Origin of the sequence: Streptomyces sp. N35, assembly GCF_016464295.1 — a bacterium.
In the GTDB taxonomy this organism is placed as follows: domain Bacteria; phylum Actinomycetota; class Actinomycetes; order Streptomycetales; family Streptomycetaceae; genus Streptomyces.
Genome location: NZ_JAEIMH010000079.1, coordinates 25,348 through 42,934 on the forward strand (window position 1 = coordinate 25,348; position 17,587 = coordinate 42,934).

Below are 17,587 nucleotides of genomic sequence, written 5' to 3' on the forward strand. Positions count from 1 at the left end.
CACCCCGTCTGGAGTTCCCTGTGCCACCCCTTGCTCACAGCACCCTGGCCGCCGCCGCAGGTGCGTGGACGGGCCACGACACGGCCCTCGCCCTGTGGGCGCTGCTGTCGATAGCCGTCGCCATCACCCTGATTATCCGTTTCAAGGTGCACCCCTTCCTGGGGCTCACCGCAGGCACGATCCTGCTCGGCTTCACCGCGGGTCTCGACACGAACAAGATCGTCGAGACGTTCGAGAAGGGACTGGGCTCCACTCTCGGCAGCATCGCCAGTCTCGTGGTGCTCGGGTCGATCCTCGGCAAGCTGATGGCCGACTCCGGCGGCACCGACCGGATCGTGGACCGGCTGCTGGGCCGGGCCTCGCCCCGCGCGGTGCCCTGGATCATGACGCTGGTCGGGGCACTCATCGGCATCCCGCTGTTCTTCGAGGTCGGGTTCGTGCTGATGATGCCGATCATTTTCGCGGTCAGCCGCCGGGTGGGGGCCTCCCCGGTCCGGGTTGCGGTACCCGCCCTCGCCGGACTGTCCGTGCTGCACGGCCTCGTACCTCCGCACCCCGGCCCGCTGATCGCCATCGAGGCGCTGCACGCGGACCTCGGCCGGACCTTGATGCTCGGGCTGCTGATCGCCGTACCGACGGTGATCGTCGCGGGACCGCTGTACGGCAACTTCATCGCCCGGCACGTGAACCCGCAGCTGCCCGAGCCCATGGTGAAGGAGTTCCTCAACCGCGGCCGGGCCACCAACCCGCCCTCCTTCCTTACCTGCATCGGAACCCTGCTGCTGCCGGTCGTCCTGATGCTCTTCCGTACGGTCGTCGAGCTGACCACCGCCGAGGGCTCGACGCTGCGTACGGTCGCCGCATTCGTCGGCGCCCCGCTGATGGCGATGCTGATCGCGGTCACCGTCGCGATGTTCACCTTCGGGGTGTTCCGCGGCACAGATGCGGGCCGCCTCGGCGACCTGGTCTCGGGCGCCTTCGGCCCGATCGCCGGAGTCACCCTAATCGTGGGCGCCGGCGGCGGATTCAAGGAGATGCTTGTGGAGACCGGGGTGGGCGAGAGCATCGCGAAGGCCGCCCAGGCGTCACACATCCCGGCCGTCCTGCTGGCCTGGCTCACCGCAGTCGCCATCCGCTTCGCCACCGGCTCGGCGACTGTCGCCACTGTCACCGCGGCGGGCATCATGGCTCCCGTCCTCGCCCAGGTCGGCGGCGCGGACCCCTCGCTGGTCGTGCTGGCCATCGGAGCGGGATCACTGTTCTTCTCCCTGAACGACGCAGGTATCTGGCTCGTCAAGGAGTACCTCGGCACCAGCGTCGTCGACACCATCAAGACCTGGTCGGTGATGGAGACCCTGATCTCGGTAATGGGGCTCGCCGGGGTGATGACGCTCTCCCTGATCCTATGACGCTCCTTGTTCAGCCCGACCCTCCCACCGGCCTGCAGCCCGAGCACCTGACCGCAGCCCGGACCTGGGCAACAAACTTGCTGCACGTGAGCGGCCCGCCGTCGGCGGCCCCCACGTTGACAGTGCCCCGTCTACTGTCGTTCTTGCGGGCGGCCGTCCGTTACGCGACGTCAAACGGCCGCCTGACCAACTCCCCCACCTCGCGCAGCGCGAGTGATCGGGCCGGGCGCAATCTGCATTGCGATGCTCGGCAGTAACGGCTACCAGGTCTTCTTCCAGCCCAGCCGCTTACACGCGGTCACAATCCGGCTGCCCGTGCCGGTGTCGCCGTCAGTGTCGGTGTAAGAACGGCCAAGGAGGGCCAGGGAGGGGCGCAGTTCCCGCTGGAACACCTTCACCAGATCCGGCCTCGGCGTCCCATCGCGCAGCTGGGCAGCCACCCGCAGGCAGAAACGGCGCTCTGCCACCTTCAACGCAGCAGGATGCGCCACGGCCGGCGGCCCGCTCAGGCCAGGCATCGTGCCGACCTCAATCGCGAAGGGCGCCAAAGTGCGGCCGCTTCCGGCGGGGATCGCAGGCAACAGGACCAGCACGGCAGCAGCAAGACCCATCACGACCCGGCGGATGATCATGCTTGAAGCTAAGACCCCGGAAAGCCGCCTGCCCGCCGTGAAAGCCCGGCAGGTAGCAGGCCAGAGCAACCAGACCCGAGGCCCCAAGTCCTGCCGCGTGTACCGGAATCCGAGCATGCCAGCCACCAGCCGCGTGCAGCCCCCAGACGGTCCCCATGACTCGCTTCCAGGCACCCACCCAGCGAAGATTCCTGTGCGGAATCCGGACGGGTGCCCTCGCAACCGGCCCAGGCCCCGCCGCCGGGAACGGACGACAGCAATCTTCGGATCCGTTCTGACTATCAACAGTCACCGAATGCTCACCGGACCATCACCTTTCGCGCTTACGGTTCAGCTCAAGGAAAAAGCGGAGCCGAACCCTTGTCACGTAAGGAGCAATCACACATGCCGAATTCGCTCTCCCCAGGGAGTGGAACTATGTTGCCTCTCCCCTCCTTCCTCGGTGGGAGCATCCTTTCCGTGCTGGTTACATTGCCTGGAGCACCGGCCCTGGCAGTGGCACAATCGCCCGCAGATGAGCTGCGGCCGTTCTATGAGCAGGTACTCGCTTGGGAGCCGTGTTCTTTCGACCCTGAGGTCGAGTGCGCGTCAGTGGATGTCCCCTTGGACTACTCCCACCCCAAAGGTGAGCGCATCAAGGTGGCGATCAGCCGCCAGAAGGCAACGGATCGCGAGATGCGCAGGGGGGCACTGTTCTGGAACCCCGGTGGTCCTGGCGGTTCCGGGCTGAAGACACGCGATGGGAAGTCCGCACCGAAGGAGCAATTCAAGAACTCCGGGCTGAACACCGTCTACGACCTGATCGGTTTCGATCCACGAGGGATCGGCGAGTCGACCCCGCTGCACTGCGAGAAGGTCGAGGAGCTGCCCCCGATCGTGTCCCGGCCCACCGATGCAGACTTCGAGGTATTCGCAGCCTGGGGGAAGAAGTCCGAGGACGCGTGCGACAAAGTAGACGGACAGAAACGCCGGTTCTTCAACACCCGTAACACCGCCCGGGACATGGACATCATGCGAGCAGCCCTCAACGAGAAGAAGATCAACTACGTCGGCTATTCCTACGGCACCTACCTCGGAGCCGTGTACGGCAGCATGTTCGCGGCCCACCTCGATCGCAGCGTCCTCGACTCCTCAATGCACCCGGACCTTACCGGGCGCCCGTACATGATCTCGAAAGCGAAGGGCGTACGCCGTAACGTCGAAGTGTGGGCCTCGTGGGTGGCCGAGCGCGACAAGACTTTCGGACTGGGAACAACACGTGGCGAGGTAATGGAAACCGTCGAGACAGTCTCGGCTCAACTTGCCCAGGACCCTGTGGGGTTTTGGACCCAGAGCATGTTCGACCTGGGGATGGGCGACTCACAGCACTGGTCGACCTGGATCGAACTGGCCGAGCGGGTGGCCGCATTGCGCGATGGCGAGGACCCTGGAATAGACCTCACAGCTGATGCTGCGGCGTCCAAGCAGCGTGAACTGACCGAGGAGGCCAAGTACACCATCCTCTCCGAGGGCGACTGGCCCAGCGATCTGGACACCTACCGCGAGGACGTCCGTAACAACCGTGACCGCTACCCCTACGGCCTCGGAATCAACGACTTCATGCCCCATCCTCCCGCCTTCAGATCCTTCACCCCTCCTGAGAAACCGACGGACATCCAACGGGACGGGTATCCGCGCGGACTGGTTGTCCAGGCCGAACGCGACGTGAATACACCGTACGAAGGCGGCGTGGCTATGGCCGACCGGCTCGACCACATCCTGCTCACCGTCCAGGACGGACAGCACGGCCAGTACCTGGACCAGGGCAATGCCTGCGTGGACCAGCAAGTTGCCGCATACCTCCTGCGCGGGATCTTGCCGTCCGGTCCGGTGACATGCGCTGGCGGCGACTCCCCGCCGGATGTTCCTACCGATGCATAGCCCGTGCGCTCCCGACTGGCTAGCGGGTCGACTCCTATGCCGACGGACCGGGGCAGCTTGATCCGTAGCATGGAGCCACAGCCATCGGCCCAAGCCTCCGTGCGCGCACCGGAATCCGAGCAGGCTGGTCCACCGGCCGCGTGCCACACCCGGACGGTCCCCATGACTCGCGGCCAGGCACCGTCCGGGTGAAGACCCCCTGTGGGTTCCGGCCCTCGGCGCCGACTGCCCAGGGCGTGTCGATGGCGTCAATGCGCTCGGCTTGCTGCGGCCGCCGGTACGTCGGTGCGCGGTGGGGTGCGTGCGGGCGTGGTGCGGCCGAGGAGTTGGAGGGCGGCTTCCGGGCCGTGGTCGCGGCGGGTGGTGGCGACGCGGTCGAGGTCCCAGGCCATCTGTCCGACCACGGTGCGCCGTTGGCCGCGCTTCTCGACGGTGCCGCGGACCAGCAGTAGTCCGGAGCGGAAGATCCTGTGCTAGCCGCGCCTGGCCGTCTGCGGCGCGCGGTGTTAGTCCGCGATTGCCGGCGCCGAGTGTTGTGGTGCCGGGCCGTCAGAGATGGGAGTGAGGTCCACGGTTACGGGCTGCATGATGAGGGCGTACAGGCTCACGGCAGTCACCAACCCGGTCACGGACAGCGCGACGGTGCGGTGGAGCCATCGCCCCCTCCAGGCAAGGACCAACGCAAGGCTGGTAATGAAGAGCCCCACCAAGGGCAGCCAGCCCGAGCACATCACGCCCGCCAGGGCGAGCACGATGACAGGGCTTGGCCCCCAGATCCGGCTCTCCGTAGCGGGTGCGGTGCTCAACATCGCCTCATAGAACTTGCAGCTGCGGTTGACCGAGACCTTGCCGGTGGCGCCTCCGCGTATTTGTACGCAGGGCGCGTTCGACCCGACCCAGCCGTTGATGAAGCCGAAGCGCTCCTGCATAGAAGAGCGGATCTCCCAGCCCACGTTGCGCTTCCCGCTGCCGCCCTTCCCCATGTAGGTGAAGCGGGGGGGCATGCGCGGAGCCGCCCCGCCCCTGCACCATGTACGACGTGATCTTGTTCTTGCTGTTGGAGCACCAACGCAGTTGCTGCCACTGCTTGTACAGCAACATGCCGAAGCCGTTCTTGTGCTTGGCCTCCACTCCCCAGCGCCAGCACCCAGCCCGTTCCTGCACAGGAGTCGACTCATTGATCTCGACCTCGGTGGGGTTCATCCCCTCGACGTACAGGCGCTGTTCGGCCGGCGGCAGGACGTTCTAACAGGTGCGCTCCACTTACCGCCTTGCCCCTACCGTGCGCGCCTGCGCCTGCCATGGACGACCAGACTCATCGCAGCTGCCCCGGCAGCCAGCAGACCACCGGCCACCACCGCTATCGGCGTCGCGGAACCTGAGCCGGTAGCCGCGAGATTCCCTTCAGCCTTCGTGCCCGTGGCGCTGGCGGCGCCCGATGTCGCCGCACCAGAAGCACCACCGGCACCGGAATCGTTGTCGTCCGTCGCTTCCGAACCAACCCCGGCGCTCCCAGCAGTGCTGCCGGGGTGCGGGCTCGGGGCACCGCCGTCACTCGGGCCAGGCGTCGGAACAGGATCCGGATCCCCTCCATCACCCGGGGCAGGTGTCGGGTCGGACGTCGGCTCCGGGGAAGCGGGCACCTTCCACAGCTTTCCGGTGCCAGAATCCGCAAGGTAGAGATCACCCTTGCGGTCGACCGCAACGCTGTTCAGATACCTGAGCCCCAGGTCGACGGAGGTGACCTCGCCACTCGTGAGGGAAATCCTGGACAATGTGCCCTTACTCAGTTCACCAAAAACCGCGTAAGCATGGCCTTCGCCATCCAGAGCCATCGAACGGGGAGCTCGTGGCAGGCTGAATCGCTTCAGAACCTGTCCGGTCGTGACGGAAACCTTCACCAAATCCCGGTAGGACGTCAGGTAGGCATTCCCCTCGCCATCCAACTGGAGGCTGGAGACCGGGAGAGCGTCCAACTGCAGGGGAAGGTACGTGGCCTTCCCCGTGGCAAGCGAGACCTTGGTGAGGACAGGCTCCCCCTCCAGGTCGCCGGGGAGGTTGCCGCCGGTCGCAACGTAGAACGTTCCACTCTGTTCGTCCAGGGCCACGCCACAGCCACCCGATGTCGCATACGGGGCCGTCGCGTCCATGTAGGTCTCCGTGCCTCGAGCCAGATCCACATTCGACAGAAACTTTGCACCGCATCCCGCCCCATATCCACGGACGCCCGCAGAGTCCGCCACAAACTGCGAAACTCGCTGAAGATTTCCAAGCGGCCCAGAGACGGTCCCAGTCGCCAATGACACCTTGAACATCGGCTCCCGCGGGAATGAGTCGGTAGCTGTGCCGATCACGAAGGCGTTACCCGAATCATCCAAAGTGAGGGCACGCGCCGTACCAAGCCCCCGCGCTACCTCGACAGCGGCACCAAAGCCGACCAAGGTCTGCGCTGTTCCAGCGGTGGCGTCTGAAACTGCCGGATGCGACGGCTCCGATGCGGAGGCGGCGGAGCCCATACCGCTCAGCGCCAGCACCCCCGCCAGCACAGACACCACCAAATGCGGCCGCCGAAAGCGTCCTATCGCCACAACCCGTACTCCTTCACCACTCGAATCCAAGACCGGATCTAAAGAGGAGAAAGAACACATCAGCCGATGACGCTGCCCGCCCAAAGCTGTCACCGGCTGTGTGAACCGCCGTGGGTTGGTACCGCCCGTGTGCACGTCGACCTATCGGCGGACGGCTGCACCAACCTGGCCCACGCTGGGAACAAGCAAAGCCTGAGCGAGCCGTATGGCCAAGGAGGCCGCCATATGGGCAGGGTCCCGATCGCAGGGGCTGTTCAGTGGGCCGTTGCCGGGCGAGGTTCATTCGGCAGAAAGAAGGACAGGAACGCAATCTTGATCTCCCGGCTTGTGCCAACGTTCGTGTGGAACACGAAGTCGTGCCGCTCCTCCGTCGAGTGCCGGCCTAAACGCTTGTAGTTCGGATGCTCCTGAAGCTTCGCGCCACGGCGCTGATGCGAAACCGTTGTCTTGCAGTGGCCCAGTCAGCCGCCGCGGGGTGGGCTGGTCAGCCGCCGCACCCCCCACACCGCGAGCCCGGTTGCCAGGACGGGGGCGACTCGGCGGGTGAGGATGCCGTTGCTGTCGTTGCCGATGCCGTGGCCTGGCAACAGGCCGATGCGTATGGTCAGTTCACGGTTCGCCAGATCGCGGAGCGTGGAACGGAGCTGGTCGAAGGTCGAGTTGGTGGCCAGGATCAGTTCCAGGGCGCGGCGTGCGGCCTGCTCGCGGGAGAGGACGTCTCGGGCGAGTTCCAGCATCACGTCGGTGAGGGCGTCCTCGAAGACGTCGAGCGCGGACAGTTCGGGTGCGACCAGGCGTACCGAGCCTTCGATGTTGGTGATCGACTTGCCGAGCATGCCGACCATGGGGCTGGTGCGGATCCCGCGCTGGGCCGCGCAGCGCAGCACCTGGGTGAGGGCGACGCCGAAGTCGAGGTCCTCCAGGGCGGCGGCGGTGATCAGCGGTACGAGCCGTGTCATGTCCTCCTGGAATCCCAGGAGATCGGCGAACGGGGTCGCCCGGCCCATTTCGGTCCAGGCGGAGGCGAGTCCGCGGGCGTCGTTCTGGGCGAGGCTGGTCAGCGCCATGATGCCGAGCGACCCCAGGTTGCGGTCGATCCGGCCGACCATGCCCCAGTCGATGAGTGTGGCGCCGTGCTCGGGGTGGACGAAGATGTTGCCCGGGTGCGGATCGGCGTGGAACATCCGCTCCACGAAGTAGCCCCGGTACATGAAGGTCAGGAGGTCGCGGCCGATCCTGCGGCGTTGCTTGTCGGAGAAGGCCGACAGATCCGCCTGGTTCAGGGCCTCGCCGCGGGCCATGCTCTGCAGCAGGACCTGAGGGGTGGCCAGGTGGACGTCAGGGATGTGGATGCCCTTGAAGTCCCTTGCCATGCGCCGGCCTTGGGCCATGTGCTTGGCCTCGGTCGTGAAGTCCAGCTCGGGCTGCATGCAGTCGAAGATCACCTGGAGGGTCGCCTCGACATCGAGGACGGATCCGATACGGGGAACAGCATGGCCCGCGAACCGGGCGCCGCGCCGCAGATAGGCCATGTCGGCGTAGACCCGGGCCTGGGTGCCGGGCCGCATCACCTTGAGCACGGCGCAGCGGCCGTCGGCGAGGACCACGCGGTACACCTGGGCGAGCGAAGCGGAGCCCAGCGGGGACTCCGTGTCGATCTCACGGAACATCGCGGCCCAGCGCGGGCCGAGTTCCTGGCGGAGCACCGGTTCGAAGACGGGGAACGGCTCGGTGTGTACCGAGTCCTGGAGTCCGGCCAGTTCGGCAAGGACGGCGTCGGAGACGACGTCCGAGCGGGTGGCGAGGATCTGCCCGACCTTCACCCAGAACGGGCCCAGGCCCTCGATCACTTCGCGGATACGGCGGGCGCGGCGCTGCTGACGGGCCAGCTCGGCGTGCTCGACGCCGATGCGTTCCCGTGAGGTGAGCACATCGGCGACGAGGAGTGCCATCAGCTGCGCCACCTTGCAGCTGCGTACGCCCGATCCCTTTGTTCCGCTCAATCCGCTCACTTCGTCTGCCCGCCGCCGAGGAGGCCGAGCAGACCACCTTCCTTCTGCAGGAAGGTGGCGAGCAGGTCGGTCACCAGGTCCATGGTGCAGTCGACGTTTGTCGTCTCATGCCGCACCCGCAGCCGCTCACCGGCCTGCAACAGCGCCCGGAACTCCGTCAGTGCGACCTCCTTTCGGCCCTGCTGCGGATCGATGAGCCGGCCGTCCTCGGTACGGATCAGCATCCTCAAGGGACGGGGATCGGCAGCCGTCATGGCGCTCTCCTCGCGGCTGCTCACGAGCGGCCGAACAGCCACGTCGCCGCCTCGGTGTCGCTGTGAGCGGTGAAGAACTTCCCCAGCGCGTCGAGGAATTCCGACTTGGTGATCTGCCCGTCCCCGTCCCGGTCGATCTCCCCGAACCCGCGCGCGACATCGGCCGGGTGCAGCTTGGGTCCGAAGACCCGGCGGTACTCCGCCAGATCCAGATGTCCGCTGTGATCGCCGTCGACCACGTCGAATACGGCTGCCATGGCCTTGAGCAGGCCGGACGGCGGGCGCCCACCGGGCTCCGACAACGTGCCGGCCACGAACTCGTCGCAGGAGACGCGGCCGTCGCCGTCCGTGTCCAGTGCAGCAAGTTGAGCCCACCAGGTGTCGAAGGCTTCGTAGACCCGCTGTTCGGCCTCGTCGGTGAGCTCCAGCGGCCAGCACACCGAGCGCGCCATGGCCTGCAGATCCTCACGGGCGAGGAAGCCGTCGCCGGTCTGGTCGAGCACCTCGTCGAAGAACCGTTTCACCCGCGCCGGACGCGCATCACCCCCGTGCCTGTGCGATGCCGGAATGCGCCGCCGGGATGCTCGGGACTCGGCAGGTCGGCCTTCCAGGGCAGCCGATGCGAGCGGCAGATACCGCCACCGCACGGGCACGCCGGCCAGACACCACCGGGCTGTGCGGTGCACCAGCCAGGACAGGGCACGGTCGCGGCGCCGGGCGGGCAACTGCAGGCGACTGCTGTACGTGGGCGGCAGATCGGCCCGCAGGACGGACCCCATCACCGCCTCGGCGAGCGCGCACACCGCTCGCCACAGTGGCGCCGGACACCAGGACAGCCAGGGGGGTACGGGTAAGGAGGCGTAGAGGGCGCCGAGGAGATGACGGGCCTCGGGGTTGTCCTCGAGCACCTCGTCGACCATGGACGCGACGTACTGGTGGCAGTCCGTCACGTTGCGTGGCACGGCGCTGTCGGCCATGCCGAACGAGACCATGATCAGCCGCCACTCGTCGTACAACTGCGACTCCTGAGCGGGGGTGAGTGGCCGGCCGCCCAGCCGCTCCATGGTGACCATGGCGTCGAAGAGGGTGACCGCGATCCAGGTGCGGCTCGCATCGTCCAGGCCGTCGTAGCGGCGGCCCTGGTCGTCGGTGCCGTTGATATGCCGGTGGACGCGGCGGATCCGGTCGAACTCGCGGGACCGGGTGTCCTCGTCGCCGTAGGTGACGCGTTGCAGGCTCTCGAGGGTGACTTCGAGGCGGCGCAGCGGCCGCGTCCGGTAGGTCGAATGACGGGCGAGTGCCGCACCGCCGGCGGGCAGCGCCGCCTCCAGAATCAGGGCCCGCCCGGTCACGAGAAGCATTCTTCGTTGGCCCAGCAGACGCCAGCACAGCGATCCGGGCCCGGGTAGGGGATGGTCACTCACGCGATACCTCCTGCAGCGGCGATGAACGCAGGCTTCCTGCGCGCGCCCAGCCCTTCGCAAACTCGGAACGGCTGCGGCCTCTTTCCCGTATCGCTGGAGGCAAGGGCGCTTTCGAGGCAGCCAGTTCAAGGACGACGGAATTCAAACCCCCTGTTTTCCAGGGCGAATTGATCGCGAAAGAGAACTCGATCGAGTGACGCAATGTCCACCTGCCCGGGATGTGCACGGTCTCGGCATGGGCATAAAGCGACCTGGGTACACCAGAAATGTCCACAGCGGAGTACTGGCACCACGAGATGGATGTACATGTTCGACGCGCGCATCATGGAAACTCTGAAGAGTACGAGCCGCACCTTCTTCCTTCCCATCATGCGGCTCGATGGGGAACTACGGGATACCGTCGCGGCGTACTACCTCGCCAACCGGGCCCTCGACCAGATCGAGGACCATCCGGATCTGACGCCCGAGGCCAAGATCGACCTGCTGTGCGGAGTGAGCCGCCTGCTGCAGGAAGAAACGTTCACTCCGGGCCAGGTCGACCGCCTCTTCCATCCCCATCGCACCCACCTGGAACCGGTCACCCGGCGCTTCTACGACTGGGCCGTCCAACTCCCGCCGCGCGACATCGCGCCACGCCTGTGGGATTCCCTGGCAACCCTCGCTGACCGGATGGCCGACTGGGTCCGGGCGGACTTCCGCATCGACGGCCAGGCGGACCTGGACCGCTACACGTTCGCGGTGGCGAGCTCCATCGGCATCACGCTGTCGGACCTGTGGAACCGGCATGCCTCGATCGTCACCGGTTTTCCCGAGGCCGTCGCCTTCGGACGGGCGGTCCAGGCGGCGAACATCGCCTGGAACCACGAGGACGACTTGGCACGGGGTGTGGACTTCTTTCCCACCGGCTGGACGACCGACGACATGTGCGGTTACGCCCGTCGGCATCTCCCCGCCGCAGAGGCGTATGTCGAGTCCATTCCGGCAGGACCGATCAGGGACTTCTGCTCGCTCACCCTGGATATCTTCCGTGCGACTCTGTCCGCTCTCCAAGAGGGAACTCCCTTGGACCGGACGACCATTACCGCGCTCGCCGACCGGTATGCCGTATCCGATTGACACGGTCGCAGAGGTATCAGATCACGCCGTCCGCAGGCGTGTCGGATTCATCCGGCCGCACACAGCACCCCACTTGGGAGGAATAAGTGAACATCAGCAAGGCGTGCGCCCGCTTCGGACGTCTGCGAGCTGCCGGAGCACTCGTCGACCCCGACGAACTCGATGAAATCTGGCAGGCATTCGAATGTCTGCGGCCCGAGGAGGTTACGGGCGACTGGCGAGGAATTGAGTTCGATACGGGCCATCTCAGGAACGGGCAATCGGATTCCGTCGCCTGGTATCGGAAGACCTTCGAGTCCCTGCTCGACGCCAGACCACTGATGTGCCGCGACGACGACAGTGCGCTCTATTCCTCTGTCGAACCTGGCCAGAGCGAAGTCACCTTGTGGTCCGTCGAGTTCCGGGGCGAGACCGCCACGACCATGGTCCGCGACGGGCGGCCGCTGTTCGACCAAGCCAAGAAGGTGGACGACGGCACGCTCACGTGGATCATGAACGGGGAGGGACGGCTCCACCAGGAGCGGCACCTCTCCTTCTCCCTCGACCGGGACTGACGGCGATGTCCCGGCCCTGCCCGTCACGCGCCGTGGCGGCTCTGCGTATGGCGGGGGCACTGCTGGCGTGTACGGCCGCCGTGAGCATCCTGCTGCTGCCCGTGTCGCCGGCGCTCGCGCGGACGCCCGAAGTGGTCGAGTCCCGCCCGCCCGTTGTCACTCGCGCCGAGGGCTGCGGCTACGCCGGCGTCGACCTCAATCTGGCCGAACTAGGGCGGATCGCACGGGAACGGGACGTGGAGGAAACCGTACGTGCGGCCTGCCGACGCACGCCTCCGCCTCCTTCGCCACCACCGCCCGCAGCACCGGTGAAGCCGCCACCGACCGCCGTGCAGCCCGCCGTACCGCCCCCGTCACCGCCACCACCTCCGACACCTCCGAAGTCGCCGGAACCCTTTGAGCCGGTGCCCGCCAAGCCGCCACCGCGCGTCACTCCCAGCCCCACGCCCATCATCCCCCGCGCCTACCGCGGCGCCCCGGGCAAGAAGGGCCCCGAGGGCCAGCCGCTCACCTCGAAGACGCTGCTGCTCGTTGCCCCCGCCGTACTTGCTGCCGCCGCGCTCGGCGCGGGCCGCGGTCGCCGCTGACCACGACGTCCGCGCCGTCTGTGTCGCGCGACGCCGGACACCTCGCTTCACGCACCACCCCAGAAACCGGAGATGGGCATGCCTCCTTGGCTCGTCATGCTGTGCGCCGTGGCCGCGATCGGCGCGGTCATCTACCTCACCACCGGACTCGTCCAGCGCCGCGTCGGCGAGGACGACGACCCCTCACAAACCCCTGATGTCATCGAGTACATGACCATGATGATCGGCGTGGTCTACGCCATCGTGCTGGGCCTCGCCATCGCAGGCGTCTGGGAGGCCCGCGGCTCCGCGCAGACCGTCGTGGACACCGAGGCCCAGGCGCTGCACGAGGTGTACGAACGGGCCGAGGTGTTCCCGGAGAAGGAGCGCACGGCGATCCGGGACAGCGTGGACGCGTACGTCACCTACGCGGTCGGCACCGAATGGTCCCACCTGTCCGAGCAGCACCGGATGACCGACGAGGGCAACCGGCTCTTCACGGCCGTACGACGCGCCGTCCAGGAAAGCGAGCCGCGCAACGAACTCCAGGGGCAGGCCTACGCGCCGATGACCGACCAGGTCGCCATCGCCGACGACGCCCGCACCGCCCGCGCCTCCGCGGCCGAACCCACCATGCCGGGCGTCGTCTGGCTCGGTCTCGTGACTGGTGCGCTGGTGTCGATCGGCATGGTCTTCGCCCTGCAGATCCGGCGTACACCAAGGGAGTTGATCGTGGCGGGGCTGTACTCCGCGCTCTTCGCCTTCCTCCTCTATCTCATCTGGGACATGGACACCCCCTTCAGCCGCTCGATGGCGATCGGTACGGACGCGTTCCTGCATCACTTCCCCGGAGCGGACGGCTGAGCATGCCGGTCGCACCGGCCCCGAGCCAGCCGCCACGTGTAGCAGGGGCTGGAACTGGGTCGTTGCGGACGAGGTGGGTGACGCGGCCCCGGCTGGCGAGTCAGGCAGAAGAACACGAGCCTGCCGCCGAGCCGTATCGAGTGCTCAAAGCGGGAAGGACTGGTGGGGGTCGGCGAACCAGAGGGTCCTGTAGGCGGACGTCAAGCACGGGCAGGCACGGAGTGATGGCGCAGGCGTCGCCCAGCCACCACTCGAGCCGCTCGTCATCGTGCCTGAAGGCAGCGTGGCCGATGCGGGCCGGGGACACGTCCACACCGATCCCAGGAGCGCAAGCTTCGTCGACCACCGTGACCCGAAACAGGCCCAGGCCGCCACCCGCACCGCCCGGCTGCCCTCGACCCCGAAGAGTTCCCCGCACTCACCGGCACCCTCACCGCCGTCGTCCACGGAGTCGTCTCCCATGACATCTGCTACGGAGCACTGCACCAACTCATCGACGCCGCCAACCCCGCCACCACCCACGGCACACCATCGAGCTGAACAACTCCTCGAGGCCGGGTCTGTACATCCGGACTTCCGTCACGGACGCGGACGAAGGCGTAGCGGCCCGGCGGTACTCCACCCCAGAGCAATCTCGGGGGCGCCGGGCCTCACCCACGCACACCTTGTCGGCACGGGCTGGCGTGACCCTACCGGCGATCAAGGAACCAAGGAGAGCCGTCCGCAGGAATCGTCCGTCCCTGCTCAGTCGCGGTGCAGGGTCTGGTAGTGCTCGACCGCCTGCGCCGTACGGCCGGCCCCGTACACCCAGAGGAACTCGGCGAGTTCGGGATGGGTCTTGGCCAGCGCCTCGGCTGCGTCGAGGAGGTCCGCCGCGTGCGCGGTTGCCCTCAGGGCGTCCTGGATCTCGCGGACCGCGCGGAGCACCGTCGGCCCGGCCGGCTTCGGGGCCTTTTCGCGTGGTGCGGGCAGGAACACCTCCGACCGGTGCTGGCTGATCATCTCCAGGCGGGCGGCAACCTCACCCTCCTCCACCGTGCCTTCCCGCTTCTGCCGGGCGAGCTCGCGCAGCATGGTCAGCCGGGGCACGAACGCAGCGTTGTGGCTGTTGGCACGCTGACCGGACGCCAGCTGCGACAGCATCGGCGCCGACACCCCCAGCACCGGAGCGAGACGGGCCTGGTTGAGCCCGAGATCGTCGAACAGCCCCTGGAAAATGTCGCCGAGGGGCGTGCCGTACCAAAGACGCTGCTGCCCTTTCGCTTTGGCGCGGGCAGCCTGCTGGGTGGTGTCCAATGCATTCCCTCATCGCGGCAGCGGGCAGGAACTGCAGGATACGGATATACCAGGCATTGCAGCCATCACCCGAGTGGCGGATGAGAGGCGGCAGGGGGACCCTGTAAGTACGGACCGGCGCTGGTGGATGTGCCCCCGTTGCAGCCCCGTCGCCGACCCGATGGCCGAGAGCGGACGATACGCGCGGTCTTCCAGACGCTGTGTCGCCGAAGTCGCCCCCGACCAACAGGACTGCGGTAGCCATGCTCCTCCGGCTACCGCAGTCCACCCCTGTTGAGCGGGTGTCGTCGGCTCGAGGCGCCAGTCCATAACGGTTCTTCTTTCAGCAACGCCGCAACACACGCGGTAACGACCTTCGCGTGTCGGGTTCGCCGTCGGTCTCGGCTAGGAATAATCCCGAAGCGGGGCACACTTAACGCAATTTCGGACAGTTTCCGTACCCAGTGTCGGAGACGCATACGTTGAGAGTGCGGGCGCCCTTGACCCTGGTCCTCTCCGTGCACGCCCTCTCCGCGCAATAGAGGCTCTGCGCACCTCACGGATCTACAGGAGCTGGTGGGCCTCATGCGTGTGCGCCCCGACCTGTTCGACGAGTGCCGCCTGGTCACCGCCGAAGGCGAGCTCGACCTGACGACCATCACCCCGTTCACCCAGGCCCTGTGGGACTCCCGCAACGCTGCCGGATGCCCGTTCCTCATCGTGGACTTGAGCCTGGTCTCCTTCATGGACAGCAGCGTGCTCAGCCCACTGAACGACGCATGGACGGACTGCTCACACCGGCACGGCTGGGTCCGCGTGATCTACCACAACAGACTTGGTCTGCTGTTCCGGGCATCAGGCGGCAACAGCCACTTCCCTCGCTACCACAATCGCCGCAACGCCTGGCAGGGCCTTGCCGGGCCGTGAGCCGCTACCAGGTCTTCTTCCAGCCGAGGCGCTTACACGCCGCGACAATCTTCTTGCCCGTGTCCGTATCCCCGTCGGCCTCAGCGTAAGAACGGCCCAACAGGGCCAGGGACGGGCGCAGCTCACGCTGGAACACCGCGACGAGGTCCGGCCTCGGCACCTGATCCCGCAGCTGGGCAGCCACCCGCAGGCAGAAACGGCGCTCTGCCACCCTCAACGCAGCAGGATGCGCCACGGCCGGCGGCCCGCTCAGGCCAGGCATCGTGCCGACCTCAATCTCGAAGGGCGCCAGGGTGCGGCCGCTTCCGGCGGGGATCGCAGGCAACAGGACCAGCACGGCAGCAGCAAGGCTCATCATGGCCCGGCGGATGATCATGCTTGAAGCTAAGGCTCCGGAAGGCGCATTGCCCGCCGTGGAAGCCCGACGGGTGAAAACCAGACCAGCCCCCTTGGCCGCGCCGGGGAAGTCGGCCCAAGTCCCTCCTCACGCAACGCAGTCCACACATGCGGGCGTTCACGCACCGGCGACACCCGGACAGCCCACATGACTCGCGCCCAGGTTCCCATCGAGTGAAGATACCCCTACGGAGCCCAGTCGAATGTCCCTAGCAAACGACCAAGGCCCGATGGCCGGGAGTGGATGACGCGCGCGAACCGTCATCCCGCAGCGCATCCCGGCCCCCTGCGACTGCGGCACCCACGGCCCGGACACGTCGAGGCTGCCGCAGTCGCACCCTTGATCGCCCTGAACGGACCCCGTATGCCCCACACGCCTCCCCGTAGTTGCACGCGGTCTACCACCGCAGAGGCTTCCGCCCCACCGGTGCCAGGATGCCTTACGTGCCTGACCCCACCGCCCGCGAACTGGAACTCCAGCTGCCGCTCGCTGAATGACCCGTAGCGCCCGGGCCCCTGAACGGGGGACCTGCCAGCCCGTCGACGCACTGGCCAACACCTGACTTGCTGCACTAGGGCGTGTCCGCAAAGTTAGGGGAGCCAGAGTCGTAGGCAGGCGAGGGTGACCATGGCTTGGTAGTGGCGGGCGCGTTTGTCGTAGCGGGTGGCCAGGGCTTTGTTGTGCTTGAGCTTGTTGAAGCAGCGCTCGACGGTGTTGCGGCGCCGGTAGGCGGCCCGGTCGAGTCGGCAACGGCTGTGGCCGCGTCGGATGCGGCCGTTGATCTGGTCGATCCGCTCCGGGATGGTGGCTTTGATGCCTCGCCTGCGCAAGTAGGTGCGGATCTTGGCGGACGAGTATCCCTTGTCCGCAGCGACCAAAGTGGGGCGGGTGCGAGGTCGGCCGGGCCCGCAGCGTTCGATGCGGATGCGGGTCATGACCGCCTCGAATTGGGTGCAGTCGTTGACGTTTCCGGCGGTCAGGGTGAAGGCCAGGGGTCTGCCGTGGCCGTCGCAGGCGAGGTGGATCTTCGTGGTCAGTCCGCCGCGGGACCGGCCGATCGCCTCGCCTGGCCAGAGCCCCCTTTTCGGGCTCCGGCCGCGTGCTGGTGGGCCCGCACGGTCGTGGAGTCGACCGACACGATCGTCCAGTCGACGGCGCCGACGGCATCCGAATGCTGCTGGACGTGGGCCAGCAGGCGGTCCCAGGTGCCGTCGGCCGACCAGCGGCGGAAGCGTTCATAGACCGTTTTCCAGGGCCCATAGCGTTCGGGCAGGTCCCGCCAGGCCGCCCCGGTGGACAGCTTCCACAGGATCCCGTTGAGCACCTGCCGCCGATCACGAACAGGGCGGCCCATCCGCGACGGAGCCAGCAATGGCTCGATGACCACCCATGCCTGATCAGTCAACTCATGACGACGCACCACGAACAAACCAACGCGCCAACCACTTTGCGGACACGACCTAAAGGCTGTTGCAGAAGGCTGTATTAGGGCAGGTCAGGGCCGGTTCGCGGGGTGTGGTGGTCATGTCGTCAGGGCGAGGTTGTGCATGTGGGCGACGGCTCGGACCGCGTGGTGGAGGCCGTCACCGTGTTGCCGGCAGTCGCGGAGGATCTTGTAGGTCTTCATCCGGGCGAAGGTGTGCTCGACG

Annotated in this window: 15 protein-coding genes and 3 pseudogenes; 7 read left to right on the plus strand and 11 right to left on the minus strand. The window is 67.0% G+C overall.

The window, feature by feature from the left end; genetic code table 11:
- The first annotated feature begins 20 nt into the window (after positions 1–20).
- On the plus strand, positions 21–1,409 hold the full coding sequence (locus tag JAO81_RS32660) for a gluconate:H+ symporter (RefSeq protein ID WP_307813981.1): 1,389 nt from the start codon (positions 21–23) through the stop codon (positions 1,407–1,409).
- Between the two features lie 260 nt (positions 1,410–1,669).
- Here JAO81_RS32660 and JAO81_RS32665 read toward each other — a convergent pair whose 3' ends face one another.
- Positions 1,670–2,041 (minus strand): hypothetical protein, encoded by a 372-nt coding sequence (locus tag JAO81_RS32665; protein WP_199551588.1) that lies wholly within the window; start codon positions 2,039–2,041, stop codon positions 1,670–1,672.
- 603 nt (positions 2,042–2,644) lie between these two features.
- Here JAO81_RS32665 and JAO81_RS32670 point away from each other — a divergent pair.
- Positions 2,645–3,961: an alpha/beta hydrolase gene (locus tag JAO81_RS32670; RefSeq protein ID WP_199551589.1), complete on the plus strand. Its 1,317-nt coding sequence runs from the start codon at positions 2,645–2,647 to the stop codon at positions 3,959–3,961.
- 281 nt (positions 3,962–4,242) lie between these two features.
- On the opposite strand, the pseudogene JAO81_RS42970 reads toward JAO81_RS32670, so the two are convergent.
- From JAO81_RS42970 to JAO81_RS32700, 6 genes and pseudogenes are all read right to left on the minus strand, one after another.
- Positions 4,243–4,434 (minus strand): annotated as a pseudogene (locus JAO81_RS42970) (hypothetical protein); the annotation flags it as partial.
- Between the two features lie 33 nt (positions 4,435–4,467).
- On the minus strand, positions 4,468–4,914 hold the full coding sequence (locus JAO81_RS32680; protein WP_199551591.1) for a hypothetical protein: 447 nt from the start codon (positions 4,912–4,914) through the stop codon (positions 4,468–4,470).
- 324 nt (positions 4,915–5,238) lie between these two features.
- Positions 5,239–6,111 (minus strand): hypothetical protein, encoded by an 873-nt coding sequence (locus JAO81_RS32685; RefSeq protein WP_199551592.1) that lies wholly within the window; start codon positions 6,109–6,111, stop codon positions 5,239–5,241.
- 899 nt (positions 6,112–7,010) lie between these two features.
- Positions 7,011–8,501, minus strand: a complete 1,491-nt coding sequence (locus JAO81_RS32690) for an AarF/ABC1/UbiB kinase family protein (protein WP_199551593.1) — start codon at positions 8,499–8,501, stop codon at positions 7,011–7,013.
- A 56-nt stretch (positions 8,502–8,557) separates the two neighbouring features.
- Positions 8,558–8,815: a hypothetical protein gene (locus JAO81_RS32695; RefSeq protein WP_199551594.1), complete on the minus strand. Its 258-nt coding sequence runs from the start codon at positions 8,813–8,815 to the stop codon at positions 8,558–8,560.
- Between the two features lie 20 nt (positions 8,816–8,835).
- Complete coding sequence (locus JAO81_RS32700; RefSeq protein WP_307813983.1) at positions 8,836–10,239, minus strand: oxygenase MpaB family protein; 1,404 nt, start codon at positions 10,237–10,239, stop codon at positions 8,836–8,838.
- Between the two features lie 324 nt (positions 10,240–10,563).
- Between JAO81_RS32700 and JAO81_RS32705 the strand changes: the two genes are divergently transcribed.
- The 4 genes from JAO81_RS32705 to JAO81_RS32720 all read left to right on the plus strand — a co-directional run bounded on the left by JAO81_RS32705 (position 10,564) and on the right by JAO81_RS32720 (position 13,339).
- Positions 10,564–11,355 carry a squalene/phytoene synthase family protein gene (locus tag JAO81_RS32705; RefSeq protein ID WP_267913094.1) on the plus strand — a complete coding sequence of 264 codons (792 nt, stop codon included), beginning with the start codon at positions 10,564–10,566 and terminating at the stop codon, positions 11,353–11,355.
- A gap of 86 nt (positions 11,356–11,441) precedes the next feature.
- Positions 11,442–11,909 carry a GXWXG domain-containing protein gene (locus tag JAO81_RS32710; RefSeq protein WP_199551597.1) on the plus strand — a complete coding sequence of 156 codons (468 nt, stop codon included), beginning with the start codon at positions 11,442–11,444 and terminating at the stop codon, positions 11,907–11,909.
- A 47-nt stretch (positions 11,910–11,956) separates the two neighbouring features.
- A complete protein-coding gene (locus tag JAO81_RS32715; protein WP_199551598.1) occupies positions 11,957–12,496 on the plus strand; it encodes a hypothetical protein in 540 nt (179 codons plus the stop codon).
- A 78-nt stretch (positions 12,497–12,574) separates the two neighbouring features.
- Positions 12,575–13,339: a DUF4239 domain-containing protein gene (locus JAO81_RS32720; RefSeq protein ID WP_199551599.1), complete on the plus strand. Its 765-nt coding sequence runs from the start codon at positions 12,575–12,577 to the stop codon at positions 13,337–13,339.
- A gap of 744 nt (positions 13,340–14,083) precedes the next feature.
- On the opposite strand, the gene JAO81_RS32725 is transcribed toward JAO81_RS32720, so the two are convergent.
- Complete coding sequence (locus JAO81_RS32725; protein WP_199551600.1) at positions 14,084–14,635, minus strand: DNA-binding protein; 552 nt, start codon at positions 14,633–14,635, stop codon at positions 14,084–14,086.
- 564 nt (positions 14,636–15,199) lie between these two features.
- Between JAO81_RS32725 and JAO81_RS32730 the strand changes: the two genes are divergently transcribed.
- A complete protein-coding gene (locus JAO81_RS32730; protein ID WP_199551601.1) occupies positions 15,200–15,541 on the plus strand; it encodes an STAS domain-containing protein in 342 nt (113 codons plus the stop codon).
- Between the two features lie 4 nt (positions 15,542–15,545).
- Here the strand turns inward: JAO81_RS32730 and JAO81_RS32735 are convergent, their stop codons facing one another.
- The 3 genes and pseudogenes from JAO81_RS32735 to JAO81_RS32745 all read right to left on the minus strand — a co-directional run.
- The gene (locus JAO81_RS32735; RefSeq protein ID WP_199551602.1) at positions 15,546–15,917 is read right to left on the minus strand and encodes a hypothetical protein; all 372 of its coding nucleotides are present in this window, start codon (positions 15,915–15,917) and stop codon (positions 15,546–15,548) included.
- A gap of 611 nt (positions 15,918–16,528) precedes the next feature.
- A pseudogene (locus tag JAO81_RS32740) lies at positions 16,529–17,358 on the minus strand (IS5 family transposase).
- Positions 17,359–17,460: 102 nt separating this feature from the next.
- Positions 17,461–17,587, minus strand: a pseudogene (locus JAO81_RS32745) (IS5/IS1182 family transposase); the annotation flags it as partial.